Here is a 21,305-nt window from a genome sequence, read left to right on the forward strand (position 1 = left end):
CTCCTGCCATGCACATCGAGATCGACCAGGACGTCTGCATCGGCGCCGGGCAGTGCGCGCTGACCGCCCCGAACGTCTTCACCCAGGACGACGACGGCTTCAGCACCCTGCTCCCCGGCAAGGAGGACGGCGGCGGCGACCCGCTGGTCCGCGAGGCGGCCCGGGCCTGCCCCGTGCACGCCATCACCGTCAAGGAACCGACGGGCTAGCGGCCGTCGGGCCAGGGGCGGCCGGCACATCCAGTGCCGCAAGCTCCAGCCCGCGCAGCCGCACCGGGTCGGCGACCACCTCGTAGGCAGCCACCCGGTCGCCCTCGACGGTGACCCGCAGGACGAACCGCAGCCGTCCCCGCGGGGCGACGACGAGGCCGACCCGGCCGTCGACCAGGGCCGGTACGGCGAACCGGGCGCGCTCGCGCAGCAGCACCGTGCCCTCCGCGACCGCCCGTGCGCCCCGCAGCTCCGCCGCCGCTCCCGGCGGCAGGGCCGCGGGGTCCGCGTGCCGGACCACGTCCGGGGCCAGCAGGCCGAGCAGCGCGCCCAGGTCACCGCCCCGGGCGGCGGCCAGGAACGCCTCGACGACCCCGCGGTGCCGGTCCTGCTCGGCGGCCGGCAGCGCGGGCGTGCCCCGCACCTTGTGCCGGGCCCGGCTGGCGAGCTTCTTCGCGGCCGGCAGCGAACGGTCGGTGATCGCCGCGATCCGCTCGAACGGCACCCCGAACAAATCGTGCAGCACGAACGCCACCCGCTCGGCCGGGCTCAGCGTCTCCAGCACCACCAGCAGGGCGAGCCCCACCGACTCGGCCAGCACGGCCTCCTCCTCGGGCCCGCCGCCGGCCGCGCGCTCCGGGAGGTCCTCGCCGTACGGCTCCTCGCGGTGGGCGGCGCGGGCGCGCAGCAGGTCCAGGCAGATACGGGAGACGACCGTCGTCAGCCAGGCGGTGAGGTTGCCGATGTCGGCGCCACCCGCTCGGCTCAGCCGCAGCCAGGCCTCCTGGACCGCGTCCTCGGCGTCCCCGGCCGAGCCCAGCATGCGGTACGCGATCGCCCGCAGCCGCCCGCGCCGCGCCTCGAACTCCGCCGCCAGCTGGTCGTGCCGGTCCATGGGGTCACCTTTCCGCCGCGTGCTCCGTCACCCCGTCGACGTATCCGACCCGACCGAGGTGACCACCCCATGCTGCTGCACATCGACTCCAGCGCCGACGCGACCGCCGACTCCGTGACCAGGCGCCTCACCCAGGACTTCGCCCGGGCCTGGTGTGCCCGGCACCCGGCGGGGGAGTACCGCCACCGCGACCTGGCCACCACCCCGGTGCCCCCGCTCACCGGCGCCTACACCACCCTGGGCCGCCGGGTGGAGCGGGAGGGCTTCGTGCCGCCAGCCAAGGTGCCCGCGCTGATCGGGAGCCCGGCCGAGGCCCGCGAGTGGGAACTGACGCTGCCCCTGATCGCCGAGCTGGCCGCCGCGGACACGGTGCTGCTCGGCGTCCCCATGTACAACTTCGCGGTGCCCGCGGCCCTCAAGGCCTGGATCGACCGGGTGACCTTCCCGGGCGCCTTCGCCCACCCGGACACGGGGGAGAGCCTGCTGTCCGGCACCCGGGTGGTGGCCGTGCTGGCGCGCGGCGGCGCATACGGCCCGGACACCGGCCGGACGGCCCTGGACTTCCAGACCCCGTACCTGAAGGCCTGGACGAGCCGGCTCGGCGTCCGGCCCGAGCACCTCCACCCGGTGGCCGCCGAGCTGACCCGCGTCGACGTGCTGCCCCACCTGGCCGGCCGGGAGGAAGCGGCCGCCGCCTCCCTCGCCGGGGCTCGCGCCACGCTCTCCCGGCTCGCCGTCGTCGGCTGACCTCACCCGGCGCGCAGCAGCACCCGGGCCGCCGCGCGGGCCTCGGCCGCGGGTTCCGTGCTCCCGGTGACGCCCGCGGTGACCATCGCCCCCTCGGCGAGCAGGAACAGCGGCCCGGTGAGCGCGGCGTCCAGTCCGGCGTCGGCCACCAGCTGGGCGAGGTAGTCCCGGAACGCCCGCTTGTGGCCCCGCACCTGGGCCACCACCCGCGGGGAGGTGGCGCCCAGCTCGCCGTACGCGTTGATCCAGGCACACCCCCGGAAGTCCGGCTCGCCGAACCACCCCTCCAGCCAGTCGAAGACCGCGGGCAGCCGCTCCCGAGGGTCCTCCTGTTGCCGGACGTGCTCGGCGAGCCGCTGCCGCCAGCGCACGTCCCGCCGCTCCAGATAGGCCTCCACCAGCTGCTCCTTCGCGGGGAAGAGCTGGTAGAGCCGCTTGAGGGAGACACCGGAGGCGCCCCGTATGTCGTCCATGCCGACGGACTGCACCCCGCGCCCGTAGAACAGCCGCTCGGCGGCGTCCAGGGCCTGCTCGCGGGCGACCGCGCTGTCCATGACCACTCCTTGACGAGAGAACGTGCGTTCTCATAGGTTATCAGCGACCGGGAGAACGCTCGTTCTCCACCTGAGGAGGAAACATGGCCGACCGTCCGCCCCTGCCGCCCTTCACCCGGGGGACCGCCGTCCAGAAGGTCCAGGCCGCCGAGGACGCCTGGAACACCCGCGATCCCGAACGGGTGGCGCTCGCCTACTCCGAGGACTCGGTCTGGCGCAACCGCGGCACCTTCGTCACCGGCCGCGCCGCGATCGTCGAGTTCCTCACCGCCAAGTGGGCCCGGGAACTCGACTACGCGCTCCGCAAGGACCTCTGGGCCTTCGACGGCAACCGCATCGCGGTCCGCTTCCAGTACGAGTGCCACGACGCGGACGGCCGCTGGTGGCGGTCGTACGGCAACGAGCTCTGGGAGTTCGACGGGCACGGACTCATGACCCGGCGCGAGGCCAGCATCAACGACGTCCGGATCGAGGAGTCCGAGCGCCGGATCCACGGTCCGCGCCCGGAGTCCGAGCGGGGCCTGTCCTTCCCGCTCCGGTAGCACCCGCATAGGGTTCCCGGATGACCGACGAGCCCCGCAAGCCCTTCCTCTACCTGGTCGTCTGCGCCGCCGGCATCGCCGCGGGCGTCGGCAGACTCATCACCGCGGCCCAGGAACGCGGCTGGGAGGTCGGGGTCATCGCCACGCCCGTGGCCATGAACGGCTTCTTCGACACCGCGGAGGCGGAGGCGCGCACCGGCCGTCCGATCCGGTCGGCCTGGCGCCGCCCCTCCGATCCGCGCCCCTTCCCCGCGCCGGACGCCGTCGTCGTCGCCCCCGCCACCTTCAACACCGTCAACAAGTGGGCGGCCGGGCTGGCCGACACCCTCGCCGTCGGCACCCTGTGCGAGTCCCTGGGGCTCGGCGTCCCGATCGCCGTCCTGCCCTGCGTCGCCGGCGCGCTGGCCGCCCACCCCGCCTACCAGGAGAGCCTGGCCCGGCTGGGCGCGCTCGGCGTCCGCTTCGGCGACCCCTACGCGGGCGAGGCCGAAACGGGCGGCGGGCGCCCCGAGTTCGCCTGGGAACGCGCGCTGGACCTGCTGGACCGGCACTGACGACACCCTGCCGGCGTCCGATAACCGCCGCCACGACAGGAGACCGGACGGCCCGCCGACGTACGCTCGCCTCTGTACGACGTGATCTCGACGGTGGGAGACAACGATGGAGTACGTGAAGCTCGGCCGTACCGGCCTGGACGTGTCCCGGATCTGCCTCGGCTGCATGACCTACGGCCTGCCCGACCGCGGCACCCACGAGTGGACCCTCGACGAGGAGGCGTCCCGCCCGCTGATCCGGCAGGCGCTGGAGGCCGGCATCAACTTCTTCGACACCGCCAACGTCTACTCCGACGGCACCAGCGAGGAGATCGTCGGCAAGGCGCTGCGCGACTTCGCCCAGCGCGACGAGATCGTCCTCGCCACCAAGGTGCACGGCCGGATGCGCCCCGGCCCCAACGGCGGCGGGCTGTCCCGCAAGGCGATCCTCACGGAGATCGACCACAGCCTGAGCCGCCTCGGCACCGACTACGTCGACCTCTACCAGATCCACCGCTACGATCACGCCACGCCGGTCGAGGAGACGATGGAGGCGCTGCACGACGTCGTCAAGGCGGGCAAGGCCCGCTACATCGGGGCGAGTTCGATGTACGCCTGGGAGTTCTCCAAGGCCCAGTACACGGCCGAGCGGAACGGCTGGACCAAGTTCGTCTCCATGCAGAACCACTACAACCTCCTCTACCGCGAGGAGGAGCGCGAGATGCTGCCGCTCTGCGCCGACCAGGGCGTCGGCGTGCTGCCGTGGAGCCCGCTGGCCCGGGGCCGCCTCACCCGCGACTGGGGCACGGTCACCGAGCGCAGCTCCACGGACAACTTCGGCAACCGCCTCTACCAGGAGGGCGACCGCGCGATCGTCGAGGCGGTCACCCGCATCGCCGACGACCGGGGCGTCCCGCGTGCCCAGGTGGCCCTGTCCTGGCTCCTCCACCAGAACGCGGTGACGGCCCCGATCATCGGAGCATCGAAGCAGAACCACATCGAAGATGCGGTGGCGGCCGTCGAACTGAAGCTCAGCGACAAGGAACTGGAAGAGCTGGAGCAGCCCTACGGCCCCCATCCCATCTCCGGCCACTGAGACGCGCCCCTGTTTTTCAGGGGCGCGGGGCTGTGTCGAATTTGCGGCTCCGCCGCGTGGGCGCGACTAGCCCCCACTCACCCGCACCCGAATCACAACCGCTCAGTCCCGCACGGACCAGCCCCCTCGCTCTCCAGCAAGGGAACCCTCTCCCCACCCATGCTCAACGTCCGGTAGTACGCCCCGATCCGCTCCGCCGACCGCCCCACATAGTGCCCGATGAACGACCGTCGGCACCGCCCGGCGGAGCGATTGGGCTGTGACCCGTGCACCAGACTCCCGTTGAAGAACAGCACATCCCCCGGCCCCATATCGACCGGCACCGCCGCGAGCCCCTCCGGCGGTGCCACGTACTCCCGCGCGAACGACAGCCCCGCATCCGACTCCTCCGGACAGAACAGGTCCATCCGGTGCGTCCCCGGCACCACCTCGAGCCCGCCGTTCTCCCGGTCGATCGGTTCACAGGCGACCCACGCGGCGACGCACGTCCCCGGCTCCACCCGCAGATAGAAGTTGTCCTGATGCAGCGCCTGCCCCCGGGCCCCCGGCGGCTTGAAGTAGAACATGCTCTGCGCGGCCAGCACCTCCTCCCCGAACAGGCCCTCCAGGACGACCCGCAGCCGCGCGTCCAGCAGGAACTGCCGTGCGAGCGCGCTGATTTCATGGGGCTGCATCACCCGGGGATACCGGTGCAGCGGATCCGCCGTCGGCTTCGGCTCGAAGTGCCCCGGCACGACCCGCCCCGCCGCGTGCAGCGCCGCGAACTCCGCGCACAGCCGGTCGATCTCGTCGTACCCGAACAACCCCCGTACGACGGTGAACCCGTCCTCCTCGAACTGCCGCAGGATGGTGGTGTCGATGCCCGTGGCCGTCATGCCCGCACTCCTCGGTCCGCTGCCCTGGACCTGTCACGCTAGGCCGACGCACCCGCGGAGAGGATGCCCATGAGCGCTGCGGAGCTGCCCGGCACTGCTGCCCCGGCCCCGCCGCCGGGCATGGTCGTCACCGGCCGCTACGACGAGGGTCCCGGTTACCGGGTGAACCGCCCCGAGGGGTCGGGCAGTTGGCTGCTGACCTGGACGACGGACGGCTGCGGGCTGCTCCGGCAGGGGGCCGTGGAGACCCGTGCGCGCCCCGGTGACCTCGTCGTCCTCGCCCCCGGCGTCCCGCACGGCTACGCCGTCGGGCCGGGCGCGCCCCGCTGGCGGTTCTGGTGGGCCCACTGCGAGATCCGCCCGCACTGGACCCCGTGGCTGGGTCCCCGCGCCCTAGGCGACGGCGTGTACGCCGTCGGCGCCCCGGGCGACACCCACGCCCGGATCGAGGCGGCCTTCCGACGCGTGCTCGCCGACTCCCGCTGGACCGGCGCCGGCGCACCGCCCGCCGCGGCACCCGGTGACGCCCCCGTCGCCGTCGCGCACGGCAGCGCGGCGCGCGAACTCGCCCTGTGCGCGCTGGAGGAGGTCGTCCTGCTCGCGACCGCCGGCGCACACCGGCCGGCGCCCGGCCCGGGTGCCGGGGACGGACGGGTGCGCCGTGCCGAGGAACTGATCGCCGCCGACCCGGCCGCCCCGCACACGGTCCGCTCGCTCGCCGCGCGTGTCGCGCTGTCGCCGTCCCGGTTCGCCCACCTCTTCACCGGGCAGACCGGCGTGCCTCCGATGCGCGCGCTGCGCGAGGCGCGGCTGCGACACGCCGCCCGGCTGCTGGAGAGCACTGACCTGACCGTCGAGCGGGTCGCCGCCGCGTCCGGATTTCCCAGCCCGTTCCACTTCAACCGGGTTTTCCGAGAAAGATACGGTGTCCCGCCCGGTGCCTACCGCTCCGGTGAACGCCTCCAATAACCGGGGCTATTGGTTCACGGGCGCCGACGCCCGGGCGGCTTGTGCAGGTCGGACCATGGTTCAATGGTTCCTGTGGATACCGGGGCGGTCGGCCCTGAATCCCCGTGTCAATTGCGATGTCGATACGGCGACAATGCGCGGACCCGGCCATTGACGTTTCGTCAAATTACCGTAACCGCCGGGCGGTGCGCAAAACCCCGGTATCCCTTGTTCCGCCCTGCTGGCCTGTGCAAAGGTGTGCCGTGTCGGCATGCGGACAATTGTTTTCAACCGCCGCATGCGCGAGGCCGCTCCCGTACGCCCCCCACGCTTCAAAAGAGCTGCCGACGGCGGACGTTCGCGTGCCGAACCCCCAACAAGCCCATCCGACCTCGGTGTCGGCCGGGTCGCATACCGGTCGCATACCAGATGGTATGGACCGAATCCCGCGTTGCGTCTGGAAGGAATGCCGCCGTGAATGACGCAGGCCTGGGGAATTCCCCTACCCCCGCCCGGCCGTTCGACGTCACCGACGAGCAGCTCAGCGCCGAGCTCAAGCAGTGGACGGGCACCGCACCCGCCCTGCACCCCGTAGGTGAACTTCTCGACCGGCACTGGGAAGCGGCCTTCGCCTACGCCCGCCTGTGCACCGACGGGACGCGCGGCGCGGGAATGCTCACCACCGCCGCATTCACCAGACTCTTCGGTGAATCCCTCCGCCAGGCCGGCCCGACCGCCGCCTGGCGTCCCCAGCTCCTTGTCACCGTCCGCCGTATCGCCGCCGAATGGGACCACGACGGCCGCGGCGATCTGCTCCACCCCCAGCTGCGCGTCGGCAAGGGCGAGCGGGCCGCCTCCCGGCTGCTCCCGCCCGCGAACCGGCGGCTGCTCTCCCGCGCCTTCCAGCGGCTCACCCCGTCCTCGCGGACCGTGCTGTGGCACACCGAGGTCGAGTCCGAGCCGCTGGCGGCCCCCGCCGCACTGCTGGGCCTGGACGAGCAGGACGCGCAGGTGGAACTGCGCCGGGCCCGCGAGCGGATGCGCGAGGAGTGCCTCCAGGTGCACCGCGAACTCGCCCACGAGGACGAGTGCCAGCGCTACGTCCGGATGATCGACGTGACCTTCCGGCGCGGCGGGCTCGACATCGACCGGGACCTCCAGCAGCACCTGTCCGGCTGCAAGCACTGCCGGTACACCGCCGACCAGCTCCAGCAGTTCAACGGCGGACTCGGCATCGCCCTCGCCGAGGCCGTGCTCGGCTGGGGCGCCCGCGCCTACATGGACTCCCGGGCCGCCGGCCCGGCCGAGCAGGCCGCCGAACCCGCGGCCGTGCCCGCCGGGGGGTTCGCGGGCGGCGAGGCGTTCGTGCCGCCGGCCGCCCCGGGCAAGGACCTGATCGTGCACCCCGCCGCCTCCCGCCGCGCCAAGCAGCGGGCCGCCCGCCGGGTGCGGCGCCGCAACCTCACCGTGGCGGTGGCCACCGTGAGCGGCCTGGTCGTGCTGCCGCTGGTGCTGTGGTCGGTGCTCGGCTCCGGTGACGACGGCAGCTCGGCCGCCGCCAAGCCGTCCGCCACGCCGGCCGGCACCGCCACCTCGGGCCCGTCCTGGATCGGCACCAGCCGGACCACGCAGGGCACCCTGCGCGGCCGGCTGCACAACATCGCCTCCGGCCTCTGCATCGGCGTGGTCGGCAAGAAGGCCGTCAAGGGCGCCGAGACCGCGCTCACCGAGTGCTCCTCGGTCGCCAGCCAGCAGTGGACGTACGAGGGCGACGGACTGCTGCGCAACGCGGCCGCCCCCGAGCTGTGCCTCGACTCGCACCTCGGCTACTCCGTCCAGCTCGCCCCGTGCACGGCCGCGACCGCTTCCAAGGCCGGCAAGAGCGTCCACTACGACTTCACCCTCCAGGGCGCGCTGATACCCCGCTGGGACCAGGACCTGGCGCTCGCCCCGGCCGCCACCGACGGCGGCGGCGCCCTGGTGGTCAAGACCCGCGCGAGCGTCAGCGCACAGCGCTGGGTGATGGACACCTCCCAGCCCGACCTGCAGATGCAGATCGTCAACTGGGACGCCGACACCACCCCGACACCGACCGCGACCCCCACCCCGACCACCAAGGCCGCGAAGCCCGCCACGCCGACGCCCACCCCGTCGGCGTCGAAGACGACCGCGCAGCCGACGCCGTCGAGCACCTCCAGCTACAACCCGTGCGTCGAGTACCCGGGCTACTGCTACGGCCAGGGGGACGGCCAGTACGGCGGCGGCTGGGGTGACGGCGGCGGCTACGGCGGGGGCGGGGGCCACCACGGCGGTCACTGAGCCCGCGCGGGCTCAGGGGTGCGGCGGCGGAGGCGGCATCGTCGTCAGGTCCGGCGCCCCCTCCGGCCACACCATCAGCACCGGGCAGGGCGCGTGGTCGACGACGAACCGCGCCGCCTTGCCCAGGCTGTGCGGCCCGAGCCGGGACCGGTCGCCGTCCCGGGCCAGCACCAGCAGGCCGGCGTCACCGGCGGCGGCCACCACCTCCCGCTCGACCCGGCCGACCCGCTCCAGCCGGGTGCACGGCAGCCCCAGCCGGGCCGCGGCCGCGGCCAGCAGCTCCGCCCCCGACGTCCCGCCCAGCTCCACCAGCCGCCGCTCCGGGTCCGGTTCCGAGCCGGCCCGGCCCAGCAGCCCCGCGAAGGCGCCGTGTGCGAGCCCGGCCACCCCCGGCTCGGCCACGTGCAGCAGCACCACCTCGGACGCGCCCCGCGCGTAGTCGCGCGCCGCGTCCACACAGGCCGGCCAGGTCCCCTCGACCAGCCAGACGATCACCCGCATGTCCATGGCCTCCCAGCTAGATCCTGACCGGACACCCGACTAGATCCCGACCACCTGGAGCGCACCCCACAGTGCCACCACCGCCCCGCACAGCGCGGCCGGCACGGCGAGCAGCCCCAGCCGGGTGAACTCGCCGAGGTCCACCCCGTGGTCGTGCTGGTGCACGATCCTGCGCCACAGCAGCGTCGCGAGCGACCCGGCGTAGGTGAGGTTCGGGCCGATGTTCACCCCGAGCAGCACCGCGAGCACCGCGCCCGGACCGGCCGGCGCGGCCAGCGGCAGCAGCACCAGCACCGCGGGCAGGTTGTTGACGATGTTCGCCAGGACGGCGGCCAGCGCGGCGATGCCGAGCAGCGCCGGGAGGCCGGTCCCGCCCGGCAGCACATGACCGAGCGCGTCCGCGAGTCCGTTGTCGACGACCGCCCGCACCACGATCCCGAGCGCCAGCACGAACGCCAGGAACGCGGGCGCGGCCGCCCTCACCACCGTCACCGGGGTCGCCCGCCGCCGCAGCAGCGCCCGCCCGGCCAGCACCAGCGCACCCGCGCACGCCGCCCACGCCGGGTCGATCCCCACCGCGGAGGTGAGCACGAACCCGGCGAGCGTGCAGGCCACCGTCACCAGCGCGAACACCGGCAGCCGGGGCGGCTCGCCGGGATCCTCGGAGCCCGGGGCCGCCGAGGACAGGTCACGGGCGAAGAACCGCCGGAACACCATGTACTCCGCGCCGATCGCCACCAGCCAGGGCAGCACCATCAGCGCCGCGAACCGGGTGAAGCTCAGCCCGCTCGCCGCGAACGCCAGCAGGTTCGTCAGATTGGACACCGGCAGCAGCAGCGAGGCCGTGTTGGACAGGTGCGTACAGGCGTAGACGTGCGGCTTCGCCCGCACCCCGGACCTGGCCGCCGTCGCGAACACCACCGGCGTCAGCAGCACCACCGTCGCGTCCAGGCTGAGCACCGCCGTGATCACCGACGCCAGCGCGAACACCGCGGTCAGCAACCGCACCGGCCGCCCGCCCGACCACCGGGCCATCCATGCCCCGCAGGCCTGGAACAGGCCCTCCACGTCGCAGAAGTGGGCGAGCACCAGGACGGCGGCGAGGAAGCCGACGACCGGCCCCAGCTGCTCGGCCTCCGCCCGTGCGTGGTCGAGCGAGATCGCCCCGGTGGCGACGACGATCCCCGCCGCCGGTACGGCGAGCACCGCCTCCGGCCAGCCGCGCGGCCGGATCACGGCCCAGGCGAGGACGGCGGCGAGCAGGAGGACGGACAGGGACTCGGCGAGCGGGGTGTTCAGGGTGTGTTCCTCGGGGCGTGATCAGGTACGGCCCGCCCATGAAAGCAGATGAAGGCGGACGGACCCGGTTACGAGGTCCGGGTACCCGCCGCGCCCAGGAACTCTCCCCACCCGCCCACCGGCTCCTGCCCCGGGTTCAGCGTGCGCATCTTCCGCAGCACCGCAGGGTCCTGCGCCTCCAGCCACGCCACCAGCTGCTTGAAGGAGACGAAGCGCACGTCGTCGTACTGGGCCATCCGGCCGATCGCCTCCTCGACGGCGTCCATGTAGATGCCGCCGTTCCAGCGCTCGAAGTGGTTGCCGATGAAGAACGGCGCCCGGTTGGTGGTGTACGCCCGCTCGAAGCCCGCCACGTAGCTGTCGCGGGCCTGGGTGCGCCAGGCGTCGTACTGGGTCTTGTCGCCCAGCGGGTTACCGGCGGACTGGTTGTACATCATGTTGTAGTCCATCGACAGGACCTGGAAGGAGTGCCCGGGGAACGGTATGGACTGGAGCGGGAAGTCCCAGATGCGGTTGCCCTGCACCTTGGCCGGCCAGATCTGCAGACCGCCGGGGGAGCTGGCGTCGTACTTCCAGCCGAGCGCGGCGGCCGTGGGCAGCAGGTTGCTCTGGCCCTCCAGGCACGGGGTGCGGCCGCCGATGAGCTCCTTGCGGTAGTCGAAGGGCAGCGGCTCCAGGTCGGTGAAGCCGGTGTTGGTCTTCCACTTGGTGACGAAGTCCATGGCCTGGTCGATCTCGCTGCGCCACTCGGCGGGGGACCAGTTGCGCACGCCGTCGGAGCCGCAGAAGTGCCCGTTGAAGTGGGTGCCGATCTCGTGGCCCTCCAGCCAGGCCGCGCGCACCTGCTGGAGTGTGTTGTGGATGTGCCGGTCGGAGAGGTAGCCGATCGCGGAGGCGCCGACCGCGTGCTGCGGGGGACGGTAGAGGTCCTTCTTGGACTCGGGCAGGGTGTAGATGCCGGAGAGGAAGAACGTCATCTTCGCGCCGTGGTCCGCGGCCACCTTCCGGAACCGGGAGAACAGCTGGTTGCTGAGCTCGCCCGCGCCGTCCCAGGAGAAGACCACGAACTGCGGCGGCTTGCTGCCGGCCGCCATCCGCGTCGCCTTCGGCTGGTGCGGCTGCGCGCCGGTGTCGGCGGTGGAGCCGTCGCCGATGAGCTTCAGCGGCTTGGCCGGCGCACCGCCGTCGCCGTCCTTGACGCCGTCGGCCGAACTGCTGCCGCCCAGGTTCCAGCTGCCGTTCGAGCATGCGGAGAGAGCGCCGAGAGCCCCCGCCGTCGCGCCCGCCGCCAGCACCTGCCTGCGAGAGATGCCGCTCATGTCCGTCCCCGATTCCGTCGTCCCGGCCCCTCGCGGAGCCCCGTTGCTGTGTGGTCGACGGGTTCGATGGGCGGTCCGGCGAAAAAGATCGGAGCCGGCCGTGCGTGTTGCACGTCTGTGACAGTCGTGGCCCGGACATGACGGACCCCGCTGCCCGGGGGAGTGGCAGCGGGGTCCGGTCAGGGGGTGATCAGGCGCCGGTACCGGCGCTGAACACGTTCAGGCGCACCGTGGAGGAGTTGCCGGACACGGGGACCGGGCCGCCCTTCCAGGCCACCTTCAGCGAGTCCTTCTCGTCCGGCGGGGTGACAAGCAGCGCGGCCGGGGTCGCCGTCTTGGCACCGCTGATGTCCGGGCTCGAGAAGGTCAGCCCCGCCCAGGCGCTCTGCCCGGACTTGAGGGTGACCGTCTGGGCGGTGGTGCCGGACTCCCGCTGCGGGTCGGGGCCGAGCTGGGTGCCGGCTGCGTTCACGAAGGCGGCGCCCGGATAGCCGCGCACGGTGCAGGTGCCGGGTGACGTGTTGGTGATCACGATCGGGAAGTTCTCCTGGCCGGCCCCCGGGTTGTTGCCGCCCACCGTGATGTTCAGGTCGGAGGTGTGGCAGCGGGTGCTGCTCGCGGCGGTGGTGCCACCGCCCGTCGTGGACCCGGAGTTCCCGGAGCTCTGGGACGACGTGGAGGACGTGGACGACGTGGGGGACGTCGTGTTCGTGCCACCGGACCCGGAGCCGGTGTCCGAGGTGCCCGAACCCTGAGAGCCGTCCGTCGCGGGTGCCGCCGTGCCCGACACGGACTCCGGGGACTTGCCCGGGCTGTCATTGCCACAGGCCGTCAGGAGGCCCAGGGCCGCGACCGCGCTCGCAAGCAGGGCCGCCCCGCGCCGCAAGGACTGGGACGTGTGCGCCATGTCTTTCCACACTCCTGGTTGTTCGTGGCACGCCGTGAGGTGTACCCGGAGGCGCTCCGTGCGCCGTCACTACCATCCGATACGGAAAGCGCTGGAAAAGTTCGGGGCCACGCCGAGATTTTTTCCCTCACGTGACCTTGATCGAGCCGAGGACGGCGTCCGTGGTGGCCTTGTCGACGGCGTTCTGCCGTACCTGGACATACACCTGGGGCTGGTCGGAACCGTCGGCCGGGCCGAGGGCCGCCTCCTGGATCGAGCCGCCGGAGCCCGGGCAGGCGCTCCAGGTGCGGATCCGGCCCTTCCAGTCGCTGCTCGTGAACGCGCGGCTGCCGTCGTAGTGGCACCCGGAGTGGGACAGCTTGTCCACCTTGGCCGCCACGTCGCCGTGCTCGCTCACGCCGATGAACACGCCGTTCACCGCTTTCGTCAGGTCCTGCCACCCGGACACGTCGTCGGCGACCTCCAGACCCGGCTGCTGCCCGGAGGCCAGCCCCAGGGCCTGCGGGTTCCAGCCGGAGTTGCGCAGCTCGCCCGCCCACCCGGACGGCACCTCGGCCACCACCCGCCCGGTGGAGTCGGCGACCCGCGTCTCGTCCCCCGCCGACCCGCCCCGGTCGGCCAGCGTGACCGCGAGGGCGGTGCCCCCGGCCGCGAGGACCGCGGCGACGGTCAGGGTGACCGCGTTGAGCCGCCTGCGGACCCCGTCCAGCCGCCGGACCCGCCGCGACCGGCGGCCCGCGGTGGCCGCCGCCAGCCGGTCCAGCTCGTCCGCGAAGGCCTGCGCGGTCGGCCAGCGCCGCTGCCGGTCCGGCTCCAGGGCCCGCATCAGCGCCCGCTGAACATCGTCTCCGAGGTCCGGCCGCAGCCGCTCGGGCCGGACGACCTGCCCGGGCGCCGCCGGTACCGTGCCGGTGACCAGCTCGTAGCCCACCGCGCCCAGGGAGTAGACGTCGGCGCGGGCGTCGATGCCCTCGCCGGGCTGGGCCTGCTCCGGCGGCTGGTACCCCGCCGAACCGGCGGCCAGGGTCAGCCCCGACGCCTGCGCCAGGCTCTTCGCCAGCCCCAGGTCGGCCAGCAGCACCCGCCGGGTGCCGTCCTGCGCCGTGCGCAGCAGCACGTTCGTCGGCTTGATGTCCCGGTGCACGATCCCCGCCCCGTGCAGGTCAGCCGCGCCGCGCGCCGCCAGCGCGGTCAGCCGCAGCGCGTCGGAGACCGGCAGCGGGCCGCCGCCGAGCAGGTCGGCGAGGGTGCCCGCGTCGGCGTACTCCATCACGAAGTACGGCCGCCCGTCCGGGAGTTCGCCGATGTCGTAGACCTGCACCACACGCTTCGAGTCGGCCCGCCGCAGCAGCCGGGCCTCGGACAGGAAGCGGTCGTGGATGTCCAGGCGGTGGGACCAGTTGTCGGCGAGCACCTTGACCGCCACCGGGGCGTCCAGCTGGTCGTCGTAAGCGAGCCAGACCGTCCCGAAGGCACCGGTGCCCAGGCGCCGTTCGAGGAGATAGCGGCCGATCCGCTCCAGGGGTTGCATACGACTATCATGCCTGTCCTGAGATCGACTTAGAGGGGGACCTCCCGTGCCGGACGTCGCGCTGACCGAAGACCTCGCCCGGCGGGCCGCCGCCGGCGACCAGGTGGCCCTGAACCAGCTGCTGAGCGCGGTCTGGCCCGACGTCGTACGACGCTGCGGACGGTTCCTGCCGTGCCGGGAGGACGCCGAGGAGGCGGCCCAGGACGTGCTGCTCCAGATCTCCCGGAAGATCTCCACTTTCGAGGGCCGCAGCCGCTTCAGCACCTGGCTGTACACGGTCGTCGCCAACTGCTCCCGGCAGAAGTACCGGGACCTGAAGCGGCGGGCGGCGGAGCAGCCGGCGGCCATCGAGCCGACCGAGCACGTCGACCCGCGCACCACGAGTGTGATCGCCGGGTCCAGGATCGACCTGCTGGAGGCGCTGGACCGGCTGGAGCGGGAGCACCCGCAGCTGGTCGCGCCGCTCGTCTACCGGGACATCTGCCAGCTGGACTACGCCGAGGTCGCCGAGCGGGTGGGGATCCCGCTGGGCACGCTGAAGTCCCGGCTGCACGAGGCACGCAAGCAGGTCCGGCCCTGGCTGAGCGCGCCGTGACAGCAGAACGGGCCGCTCGGCGCGGCCCGCGGAAAACACAGAGGGCGGGGAGTTCTTCCACTCCCTGCCCTTCTTAACGTATAGCGCACCGGGGGGCTTGCGGCAAGGCCCCCCTCGTCCCGCAGAATCGCAGGCCGAAGCCAGGAACTGCGGTATTTGGGGGATGCGCTGCATGCGTGTGCTTTTGATGGGATACGGGTCGCGCGGCGATGTCGAACCGCTGGTGGGACTCGCCGTGGCGCTGCGGGAACTCGGCGCCCAGGCGCGGGTGTGCGCCCCGCCCGACGAGGAGTTCGCGGCGCTGCTGGCACGGGCGGGCGTACCGCACGTGCCGTTCGGGCCGTCGGTGCGCGCGCTGGTGACCCGGCCGAAGCCGGCGCCCGAGGACGCGTTCAAGCTCGCGCCCGAGCTGGTCGCCGCGTACTTTGACACGGTCGGCCCCGCGGCCGAGGGATGCGACGCGCTGGTGGCGAGCGGCCTGATGCCGGCCGGCGCCCGGTCGGTGGCCGAGAAGCTGGGCATCCGCTACCGGCCGGCCTTCTTCCAGCCGTTCGGGCTGCCGTCCTCGCACTTCCCGCCGCCGGGCAGGCCGGGCGGCCCGTTCCCCGCCGACGCCGACCTGCGGACGCTGTGGAAGGTGGACGCCGAGCGGGTGAACGCGCTGTACGGCGAGGCGCTCAACACCCACCGGGCCGCGCTCGGTCTGCCGCCGGTGGACAACGTCCGGGACCATGTCCTCACCGACCGGGGATGGCTGGCGGCCGACCCGGTGCTGGCCCCGTGGCAGGACCTGACGGATCTCGACCTCGTGCAGACCGGCGCCTGGCTGCTCGCGGACGAACGCCCGCTCCCGGCGGAACTGGTGGCCTTCCTGGAGGCCGGCGCACCGCCGGTGTACGTCGGCTTCGGCAGCATGGCCATGCGCGGCGCACCGGACGCCGCCCGGGTGGCCGTCGAGGCGGTCCGCGCCCAGGGCCGCCGGGTGCTGATCGGCCGCGGCTGGGCGGATCTCGCACCGGTCGACTGCAGCGCCGACTGCTTCGCCGTCGGCGAGGTCAACCACCAGGCGCTGTTCCGCCGGGTGGCCGCCGTCGTCCACCACGGGGGCGCGGGCACCACGACCACGGCCGCGGTGGCCGGTGCGCCACAGGTGGTCGTACCCCAGATCGTGGACCAGCCGTACTGGGCCGCCCGGGTGGCCGAGCTGGGCATCGGCGCGGCCCACGACGGCCCCGTTCCGGACTTCGAGTCCCTGTCGGCCGCGCTCGCGACCGCCCTCACCCCCGAGACCCGCACCCGTGCCGCCGCCGTGGCCGGCGCGATGCGCACCGACGGAGCGACCGTGGCCGCCCGGCTGCTCCTCGACGGCGCCTGAGCCGCACGCCGGCCCCACGCGGCCCATCGAACACCCGGACACCCGGACACCCCCACCCGTACACCCCGCCACTCGCACACCGCCGCGACCCGAACCGGCGATTGTCCCGGTGCGCACGTCGGACGGAGCACTGCCCGTCCCGGCCACCAGAGCCGTCCCGCCGGTCCGGACGCCCCGCCGTGCCCGCCTCCGGCGCCCGGCCTCCCCACGGAGCTGATGCATTGAACCCCCTGAACACCAGGACCACAAGGACCACCAGCGCCTTCGAACTGCCCGAAGGCCTCTCCGCCAAGGCCGACCCCGCCCTGATCGCCGCCGACGAGCGGCACCTGGCCGCCGTCGCCGAGTGCCTCGCCCAGTCCATCGCCGAGCTGTCCGACCGCCTCGACGCCGAGCTCAGGGCGCCGGGCGGCACCGGCCGGGCGGCGATGGACCGGGACATCGAGGTGCACCGGCTGACCGGACGGCTGCGCACCCTGCGCCGCTTCGGACTGGACCTCTGCCTGGGCCGCATGGTCGGCGCCGACGACCCCGAGCCCGTGTACATCGGCCGGCTCGGCCTCACCGACGGCGAGGGTCGCCGGCTGCTGATCGACTGGCGGTCGCCCGCGGCCGAGCCGTTCTTCGCGGCCACCCACGCCGATCCGATGGGGCTGCGCAGCCGCCGCAGATACCGCTGGACGGACGGCAGGATCAGCGACTACTGGGACGAGGTGTTCACCGCCGACGGACTCGACGGGCACGCCGCGCTCGACGACCAGTCCGCGTTCATCGCCAGCCTGGGCGCCGACCGGTCGGAGCGGATGCGGGACGTGCTCGCCACGATCCAGGCCGACCAGGACGCGATCATCCGCGCGGGTTCGCGCGGCGCCCTGGTCGTCGACGGCGGCCCGGGCACCGGCAAGACGGTCGTCGCCCTGCACCGCACGGCCCACCTCCTGTACTCCGACCCGCGGCTGGGCCACCGGCGGGGCGGGGTGCTGTTCGTCGGCCCGCACCGGCCCTACCTGAACTACGTCTCCGACGTCCTCCCGAGCCTCGGCGAGGAGGGCGTGCAGACCTGCGTCCTGCGCGACCTCGTCGAGGAGGGGGCCGCCGCGACGGCCGAGGCCGACCCCGAGGCGGCCCGCCTGAAGTCGTCCGCGGACCTGGTCCGGGCGATCGAGACGGGCGTCTCCTTCTACGAGGAGCCGCCGGCCGCGGGGATGACGGTCACGACCGACTGGGCCACCCTCCGGCTGACCGCCGACGACTGGGCCGACGCGTTCCGGGCACCGGCCCCCGGCACCCCGCACAACGAGGCACGCGAGCAGATCTGGGAGGAACTGGCCGCCATCCTGCTGGACAAGTACGACGGCGACGACGTCACGCCCGAGGAGTTCCGCGAGTCGCTCCAGCAGGACCGGGACCTGGTCGACACACTCGACCGGGCCTGGCCGCTGCTGACGGCGACCGACCTGGTCGGGGACCTCTGGTCGGTGCCCGCCTACCTCAGGCTGTGCGCCCCCTGGCTGGACCGCGACGAGGTACGCAGGCTCCAGCGCGCCGACGCCCAGGCCTGGACGGTGTCCGACCTGCCGCTGCTCGACGCGGCCCGGCAGCGGCTCGGCGACCCGGAGGCCGACCGGCGCAAGCGGCGGCAGGCGGCCGTGCTCGCCGCCCAGCGCGAGCGCATGGCCCAGGTCGTCGACAACCTGATCGGGGCCGCCGCCGACTCCGGTGCCGACGGGGACGACGGCGAGGGGCTGGTGAGGATGCTCCGCGGCGCGGACGCCAAGGTCAGCCTGGTCGACGAGTCCGAGCTGTCCGTCCTCGCCCCGGACCTGCTGGCCGGCCCGTTCGCGCACATCGTCGTCGACGAGGCCCAGGAACTCACCGACGCGGAGTGGCAGATGCTGCTGGGGCGCTGCCCGTCCCGGAGCTTCACCATCGTCGGGGACCGCGCCCAGGCCCGGCACGGGTTCCCGGAGACCTGGCGGGAACGCCTGGCACGGGTCGGGTTCGACCGCGTCGACCTGGCCTCGCTCAGCATCAACTACCGCACCCCGGAAGAGATCATGGCGGAGGCCGAGCCGGTCATCAGGGCCGTGCTCCCGGACGCCAACGTGCCGACCTCGATCCGCGCCAGTGGCCTGCCCGTGGTCCACGGATCCGTGGCGGAGCTGGACGAGATCCTCGGCACCTGGCTCGCCGCCCACGCCGAGGGCGTCGCCTGCGTCATCGGCGACCCCCGCTTCACGCCGACGCCCCGGGTCGCCTCCCTCACTCCCGAGCTGTCGAAGGGGCTCGAATTCGACCTGGTCGTCCTCGTCGACCCGGAGAGTTTCGGCACGGGCGTCCCGGGCGGCGTCGACCGCTACGTCGCGATGACCCGCGCGACCCGGCAGCTGGTCGTCCTGACGAGCTAGGGGATGTCGTCCTCGAAGAGGGACAGCTCGGCCCAGATCGTCTTGCCCTCCGCGGTGTGCCTGGTGCCCCAGCGCCGGGTGAGCTGGGCCACCAGCAGCAGGCCCCGGCCGCCCTCGTCCCAGGTCTTGGCCCGGCGCAGGTGCGGGGCCGTGTGGCTGGTGTCGGAGACCTCGCAGATCAGGGTGGTCGTGTCGTGGATCAGCCGGAGCCGGATGGGGTGGGCGCCGTAGCGGATGGCGTTGGTGACCAGCTCGCTGACCACCAGCTCCGCCGTGAAGGCGGCCATGCTCAGGTCCCACACGTCGAGCTGTTCCACGGCCTGCTTGCGGATCGGCGCGACCAGGGCGGGGTCGGCGGGGATGTCCCAGGACGCCACCCGGGCCGCCGGCAGGCTCTGGGTGCGGGCCAGCAGCAGGGCCACGTCGTCGGCCGCGCCGCCCGACGGCAGCAGGGCGTGCAGGATCCGGTCGCAGGTCTCGTCCAGGGAGTCGCTGTACGCCGCCAGCGCCTCGTGGAGGAGCCGGCGGCCGGTGTCCGGGTCGCGGTGCCGGGAGGTGATCAGCCCGTCCGTGAACATCGCCAGGACCGTGCCCTCGGGCAGGGTCACCTCGGCCGACTCGAACGGCAGCCCGCCCAGGCCCAGCGGGGGACCGGCGGGCAGGTCAAGGCGCTGGGGACGGTGGCCGGGCCGGAGCAGCACGGGCGGCGGGTGTCCGGCGCGGGCCAGCGTGCAGCGCCGGGACACCGGGTCGTAGACGGCGTACAGGCAGGTCGCGCCGACCTCGCCGGGGCTGCCCTCGCCGCCGTGCTCCGCCGAGAGCCGGAGCACCAGGTCGTCGAGGTGGGTGAGCAGCTCGTCCGGGGCCAGATCGATGTCGGCCAGGGTGCGCACGGCGGTCCGCAGCCGCCCCATGGTCGCGGAGGCCTGCACACCGTGGCCGACGACGTCCCCGACGACCATGGCGACCCGCAGCCCGGACAGCGGGATCACGTCGAACCAGTCGCCGCCCACCCCGGCCCGCGCCGCCGGCAGGTAGCGGGAGGCGGCCTGGAGGGCTGCGGTGCGCGGCAGCGTCCGGGGCAGCAGGCTGCGCTGGAGGGCCAGGGCGGTCTCACGCTCGCGCGAGTACCGGCGGGCGTTGTCGATGCAGACGGCGGCCCGGGCCGTGATCTCCTCGGCGAGCAGCACGTCGTCCGGGCTGAACGGGTCGAGCCGCCGGTGCCGCCTGAACACCGCGACCCCCAGGGTGGTGCCGCGGGCCTGGATCGGCACGGACATCGAGGAGTGCACGCCGAACTCGCGCACCCGCTCCGCGCGTGGCTTGTTCCAGGTCAGCCACTCGTCGAGCTCGCCGGACGCCACCGAGGCCACGATCGTGTGCCCCGCGGCCAGCGAGTCGGCCTGCGGCGAGGTGGCCGGGTAGACCTCGGTGTGCCCGGGCTTGAGGATCGCCTCGGGGATGCCGGGCAGCACGGACTGGTGCGCGGTGCGGCGCAGGGTGACCGGCGCGGTCAGCCGGGTCGGCAGATCACCGCCGTTCTCCGGCGGGTCCAGCAGGTCGACGGTGACGAAGTCGGCGAGCGCGGGCACACAGACGTCCGCCAGCTCCTGAGCCGTACGGGTGACGTCGAGGGTGCTGCCGATGCGCACGCTCGCCGCGTTGACCAGCTGGAGCCGCTCCCTGGACAGGTAGTTCTCGGTGAAGTCGTGGGCGGCCAGGCTCACGCCCCGCACCCGCCCGGCGGCGTCGGTCACCGGCGCCATCCGGGCCAGCCAGGCGTGCGCCCGGTCCTCGCCGCCGGTGCGCATGTACGTCTGCACGTCCAGCGGCCGGCCGGAGGCCAGCACCCGGAGCATGTGCTGCTCCAGGTCGGCGCTCTCCGACTTGCCGCCGATCTCGGTGATCCTGAGCCCCCGGATCCGCTCCTCGGGCAGTCCGATGACCTCGGCCATCGCGTCGTTCACCCGGTGCAGCCTGAGCTGGTCGTCGTAGACCGCGAGGGCGCACGGCGACTGGGTCAGCACGGCCGTCGTCAGCGGATCGTCCAGGGTGCGGGGGCCGCCGCCGTCCAGCGGGGAGACCACCAGCCAGTGGCCCGGCTGTTCGTCGAGTGCCGTGTTGTGGTGGGCGAGCCGCCAGACCGGGACCGTACGGCCGTCCCGGTGGCGGAGTTGGACGGTGCCGTCCCAGCGGGTGCCGACGGGTGCGCGCGGGGTGTCGTCCCCGGCGAGCAGGAGCACGGCGGGCCGGCCCACGACCTCTTCGGCCGGGTGGCCGAGGAGCTGCCGCGCGCCCTCGTTCCACTCGGTCAGTGTGCCGTCCTCGTCGATGACAGCCCGGGCCGTCGCCGCATCGTCGAACGGATAGACCCGGCTCATCTCGCCACTCCCAGCGCACACTCACAGTCAACAGGTGCACCACTCGTGTTCAGGGTAGTGCTTCGGACCCGCTCTCGACCGGCAAGCGGCGGCAGCCGTTCGATCGAGGCCGGCGGTCTGTCCGGGGTGCCGAACGGGGACCGGCCGTCGGGACGAAAGGAGGGGGAGGAGGCTTCCGGACCCTTGACGGGCACATGTGTCACCCCGTCAGAATCTGTTTGTTGTCGATCAGTTGTGAGTAGTTCTGGGCCCTGATGAGGGAGAGCCGCAC

Annotated in this window: 19 protein-coding genes; 10 read left to right on the forward strand and 9 right to left on the reverse strand. The window is 73.4% G+C overall.

Going from position 1 to position 21,305, the window contains the following annotated elements:
- Nucleotides 1–8: 8 nt before the first annotated feature.
- Nucleotides 9–209 carry a ferredoxin gene (locus ACWGKQ_RS03190; RefSeq protein WP_453290130.1) on the forward strand — a complete coding sequence of 67 codons (201 nt, stop codon included), beginning with the start codon at nucleotides 9–11 and terminating at the stop codon, nucleotides 207–209.
- Here ACWGKQ_RS03190 and ACWGKQ_RS03195 read toward each other — a convergent pair.
- A complete protein-coding gene (locus tag ACWGKQ_RS03195) occupies nucleotides 190–1,104 on the reverse strand; it encodes a sigma-70 family RNA polymerase sigma factor (RefSeq protein WP_453290131.1) in 915 nt (304 codons plus the stop codon). The two genes, ACWGKQ_RS03190 and ACWGKQ_RS03195, sit on opposite strands and share 20 nt — an antisense overlap.
- A gap of 69 nt (nucleotides 1,105–1,173) precedes the next feature.
- Between ACWGKQ_RS03195 and ACWGKQ_RS03200 the strand changes: the two genes are divergently transcribed.
- Entirely contained in the window at nucleotides 1,174–1,851 is a 678-nt protein-coding gene (locus ACWGKQ_RS03200; RefSeq protein ID WP_453290132.1) for an FMN-dependent NADH-azoreductase, read from the forward strand.
- A 2-nt stretch (nucleotides 1,852–1,853) separates the two neighbouring features.
- On the opposite strand, the gene ACWGKQ_RS03205 is transcribed toward ACWGKQ_RS03200, so the two are convergent.
- The gene (locus tag ACWGKQ_RS03205; protein ID WP_453290133.1) at nucleotides 1,854–2,405 is read right to left on the reverse strand and encodes a TetR/AcrR family transcriptional regulator; all 552 of its coding nucleotides are present in this window, start codon (nucleotides 2,403–2,405) and stop codon (nucleotides 1,854–1,856) included.
- Between the two features lie 83 nt (nucleotides 2,406–2,488).
- Here ACWGKQ_RS03205 and ACWGKQ_RS03210 point away from each other — a divergent pair, with 83 nt between their 5' ends.
- From ACWGKQ_RS03210 to ACWGKQ_RS03220, 3 genes are all read left to right on the forward strand, one after another.
- Nucleotides 2,489–2,947, forward strand: coding sequence for a nuclear transport factor 2 family protein (locus ACWGKQ_RS03210; RefSeq protein ID WP_453290134.1), 459 nt, complete (start codon nucleotides 2,489–2,491; stop codon nucleotides 2,945–2,947).
- Nucleotides 2,948–2,967: 20 nt separating this feature from the next.
- Nucleotides 2,968–3,501 carry a flavoprotein gene (locus ACWGKQ_RS03215; protein ID WP_453290135.1) on the forward strand — a complete coding sequence of 178 codons (534 nt, stop codon included), beginning with the start codon at nucleotides 2,968–2,970 and terminating at the stop codon, nucleotides 3,499–3,501.
- Between the two features lie 106 nt (nucleotides 3,502–3,607).
- Nucleotides 3,608–4,576: an aldo/keto reductase gene (locus ACWGKQ_RS03220; RefSeq protein ID WP_453290136.1), complete on the forward strand. Its 969-nt coding sequence runs from the start codon at nucleotides 3,608–3,610 to the stop codon at nucleotides 4,574–4,576.
- Between the two features lie 92 nt (nucleotides 4,577–4,668).
- Here the strand turns inward: ACWGKQ_RS03220 and ACWGKQ_RS03225 are convergent, their stop codons facing one another.
- Nucleotides 4,669–5,451, reverse strand: a complete 783-nt coding sequence (locus ACWGKQ_RS03225; protein WP_453290137.1) for a phytanoyl-CoA dioxygenase family protein — start codon at nucleotides 5,449–5,451, stop codon at nucleotides 4,669–4,671.
- 69 nt (nucleotides 5,452–5,520) lie between these two features.
- On the opposite strand from ACWGKQ_RS03225, the gene ACWGKQ_RS03230 reads away from it, so the two are divergent.
- Both ACWGKQ_RS03230 and ACWGKQ_RS03235 read left to right on the forward strand, forming a co-directional pair.
- Nucleotides 5,521–6,420: a helix-turn-helix domain-containing protein gene (locus ACWGKQ_RS03230; protein WP_453290138.1), complete on the forward strand. Its 900-nt coding sequence runs from the start codon at nucleotides 5,521–5,523 to the stop codon at nucleotides 6,418–6,420.
- A gap of 453 nt (nucleotides 6,421–6,873) precedes the next feature.
- Nucleotides 6,874–8,718 carry an RICIN domain-containing protein gene (locus tag ACWGKQ_RS03235; protein WP_453290139.1) on the forward strand — a complete coding sequence of 615 codons (1,845 nt, stop codon included), beginning with the start codon at nucleotides 6,874–6,876 and terminating at the stop codon, nucleotides 8,716–8,718.
- Nucleotides 8,719–8,730: 12 nt separating this feature from the next.
- On the opposite strand, the gene ACWGKQ_RS03240 is transcribed toward ACWGKQ_RS03235, so the two are convergent.
- The 5 genes from ACWGKQ_RS03240 to ACWGKQ_RS03260 form a co-directional block, all read right to left on the reverse strand.
- Nucleotides 8,731–9,219, reverse strand: coding sequence for a universal stress protein (locus ACWGKQ_RS03240; protein ID WP_453290272.1), 489 nt, complete (start codon nucleotides 9,217–9,219; stop codon nucleotides 8,731–8,733).
- A gap of 39 nt (nucleotides 9,220–9,258) precedes the next feature.
- Complete coding sequence (locus ACWGKQ_RS03245; protein WP_453290273.1) at nucleotides 9,259–10,518, reverse strand: arsenic transporter; 1,260 nt, start codon at nucleotides 10,516–10,518, stop codon at nucleotides 9,259–9,261.
- A 68-nt stretch (nucleotides 10,519–10,586) separates the two neighbouring features.
- Nucleotides 10,587–11,837, reverse strand: coding sequence for a hypothetical protein (locus ACWGKQ_RS03250; protein ID WP_453290140.1), 1,251 nt, complete (start codon nucleotides 11,835–11,837; stop codon nucleotides 10,587–10,589).
- 190 nt (nucleotides 11,838–12,027) lie between these two features.
- A complete protein-coding gene (locus tag ACWGKQ_RS03255; RefSeq protein WP_453290141.1) occupies nucleotides 12,028–12,744 on the reverse strand; it encodes a DUF4232 domain-containing protein in 717 nt (238 codons plus the stop codon).
- A gap of 127 nt (nucleotides 12,745–12,871) precedes the next feature.
- The gene (locus ACWGKQ_RS03260; protein WP_453290142.1) at nucleotides 12,872–14,275 is read right to left on the reverse strand and encodes a serine/threonine-protein kinase; all 1,404 of its coding nucleotides are present in this window, start codon (nucleotides 14,273–14,275) and stop codon (nucleotides 12,872–12,874) included.
- 46 nt (nucleotides 14,276–14,321) lie between these two features.
- Between ACWGKQ_RS03260 and ACWGKQ_RS03265 the strand changes: the two genes are divergently transcribed.
- From ACWGKQ_RS03265 to helR, 3 genes are all read left to right on the forward strand, one after another.
- Nucleotides 14,322–14,870, forward strand: coding sequence for an RNA polymerase sigma factor (locus ACWGKQ_RS03265; RefSeq protein WP_453290143.1), 549 nt, complete (start codon nucleotides 14,322–14,324; stop codon nucleotides 14,868–14,870).
- A 172-nt stretch (nucleotides 14,871–15,042) separates the two neighbouring features.
- Nucleotides 15,043–16,245 carry a glycosyltransferase gene (locus tag ACWGKQ_RS03270; RefSeq protein WP_453290144.1) on the forward strand — a complete coding sequence of 401 codons (1,203 nt, stop codon included), beginning with the start codon at nucleotides 15,043–15,045 and terminating at the stop codon, nucleotides 16,243–16,245.
- Nucleotides 16,246–16,466: 221 nt separating this feature from the next.
- A complete protein-coding gene (gene helR / locus ACWGKQ_RS03275; RefSeq protein WP_453290145.1) occupies nucleotides 16,467–18,653 on the forward strand; it encodes an RNA polymerase recycling motor ATPase HelR in 2,187 nt (728 codons plus the stop codon).
- Here helR and ACWGKQ_RS03280 read toward each other — a convergent pair.
- Nucleotides 18,650–21,034 carry a SpoIIE family protein phosphatase gene (locus ACWGKQ_RS03280; RefSeq protein ID WP_453290146.1) on the reverse strand — a complete coding sequence of 795 codons (2,385 nt, stop codon included), beginning with the start codon at nucleotides 21,032–21,034 and terminating at the stop codon, nucleotides 18,650–18,652. The genes helR and ACWGKQ_RS03280 overlap by 4 nt on opposite strands.
- Between the last annotated feature and the right edge of the window lie 271 nt (nucleotides 21,035–21,305).

Source organism: Streptomyces sp. NPDC054770 (assembly GCF_053611985.1).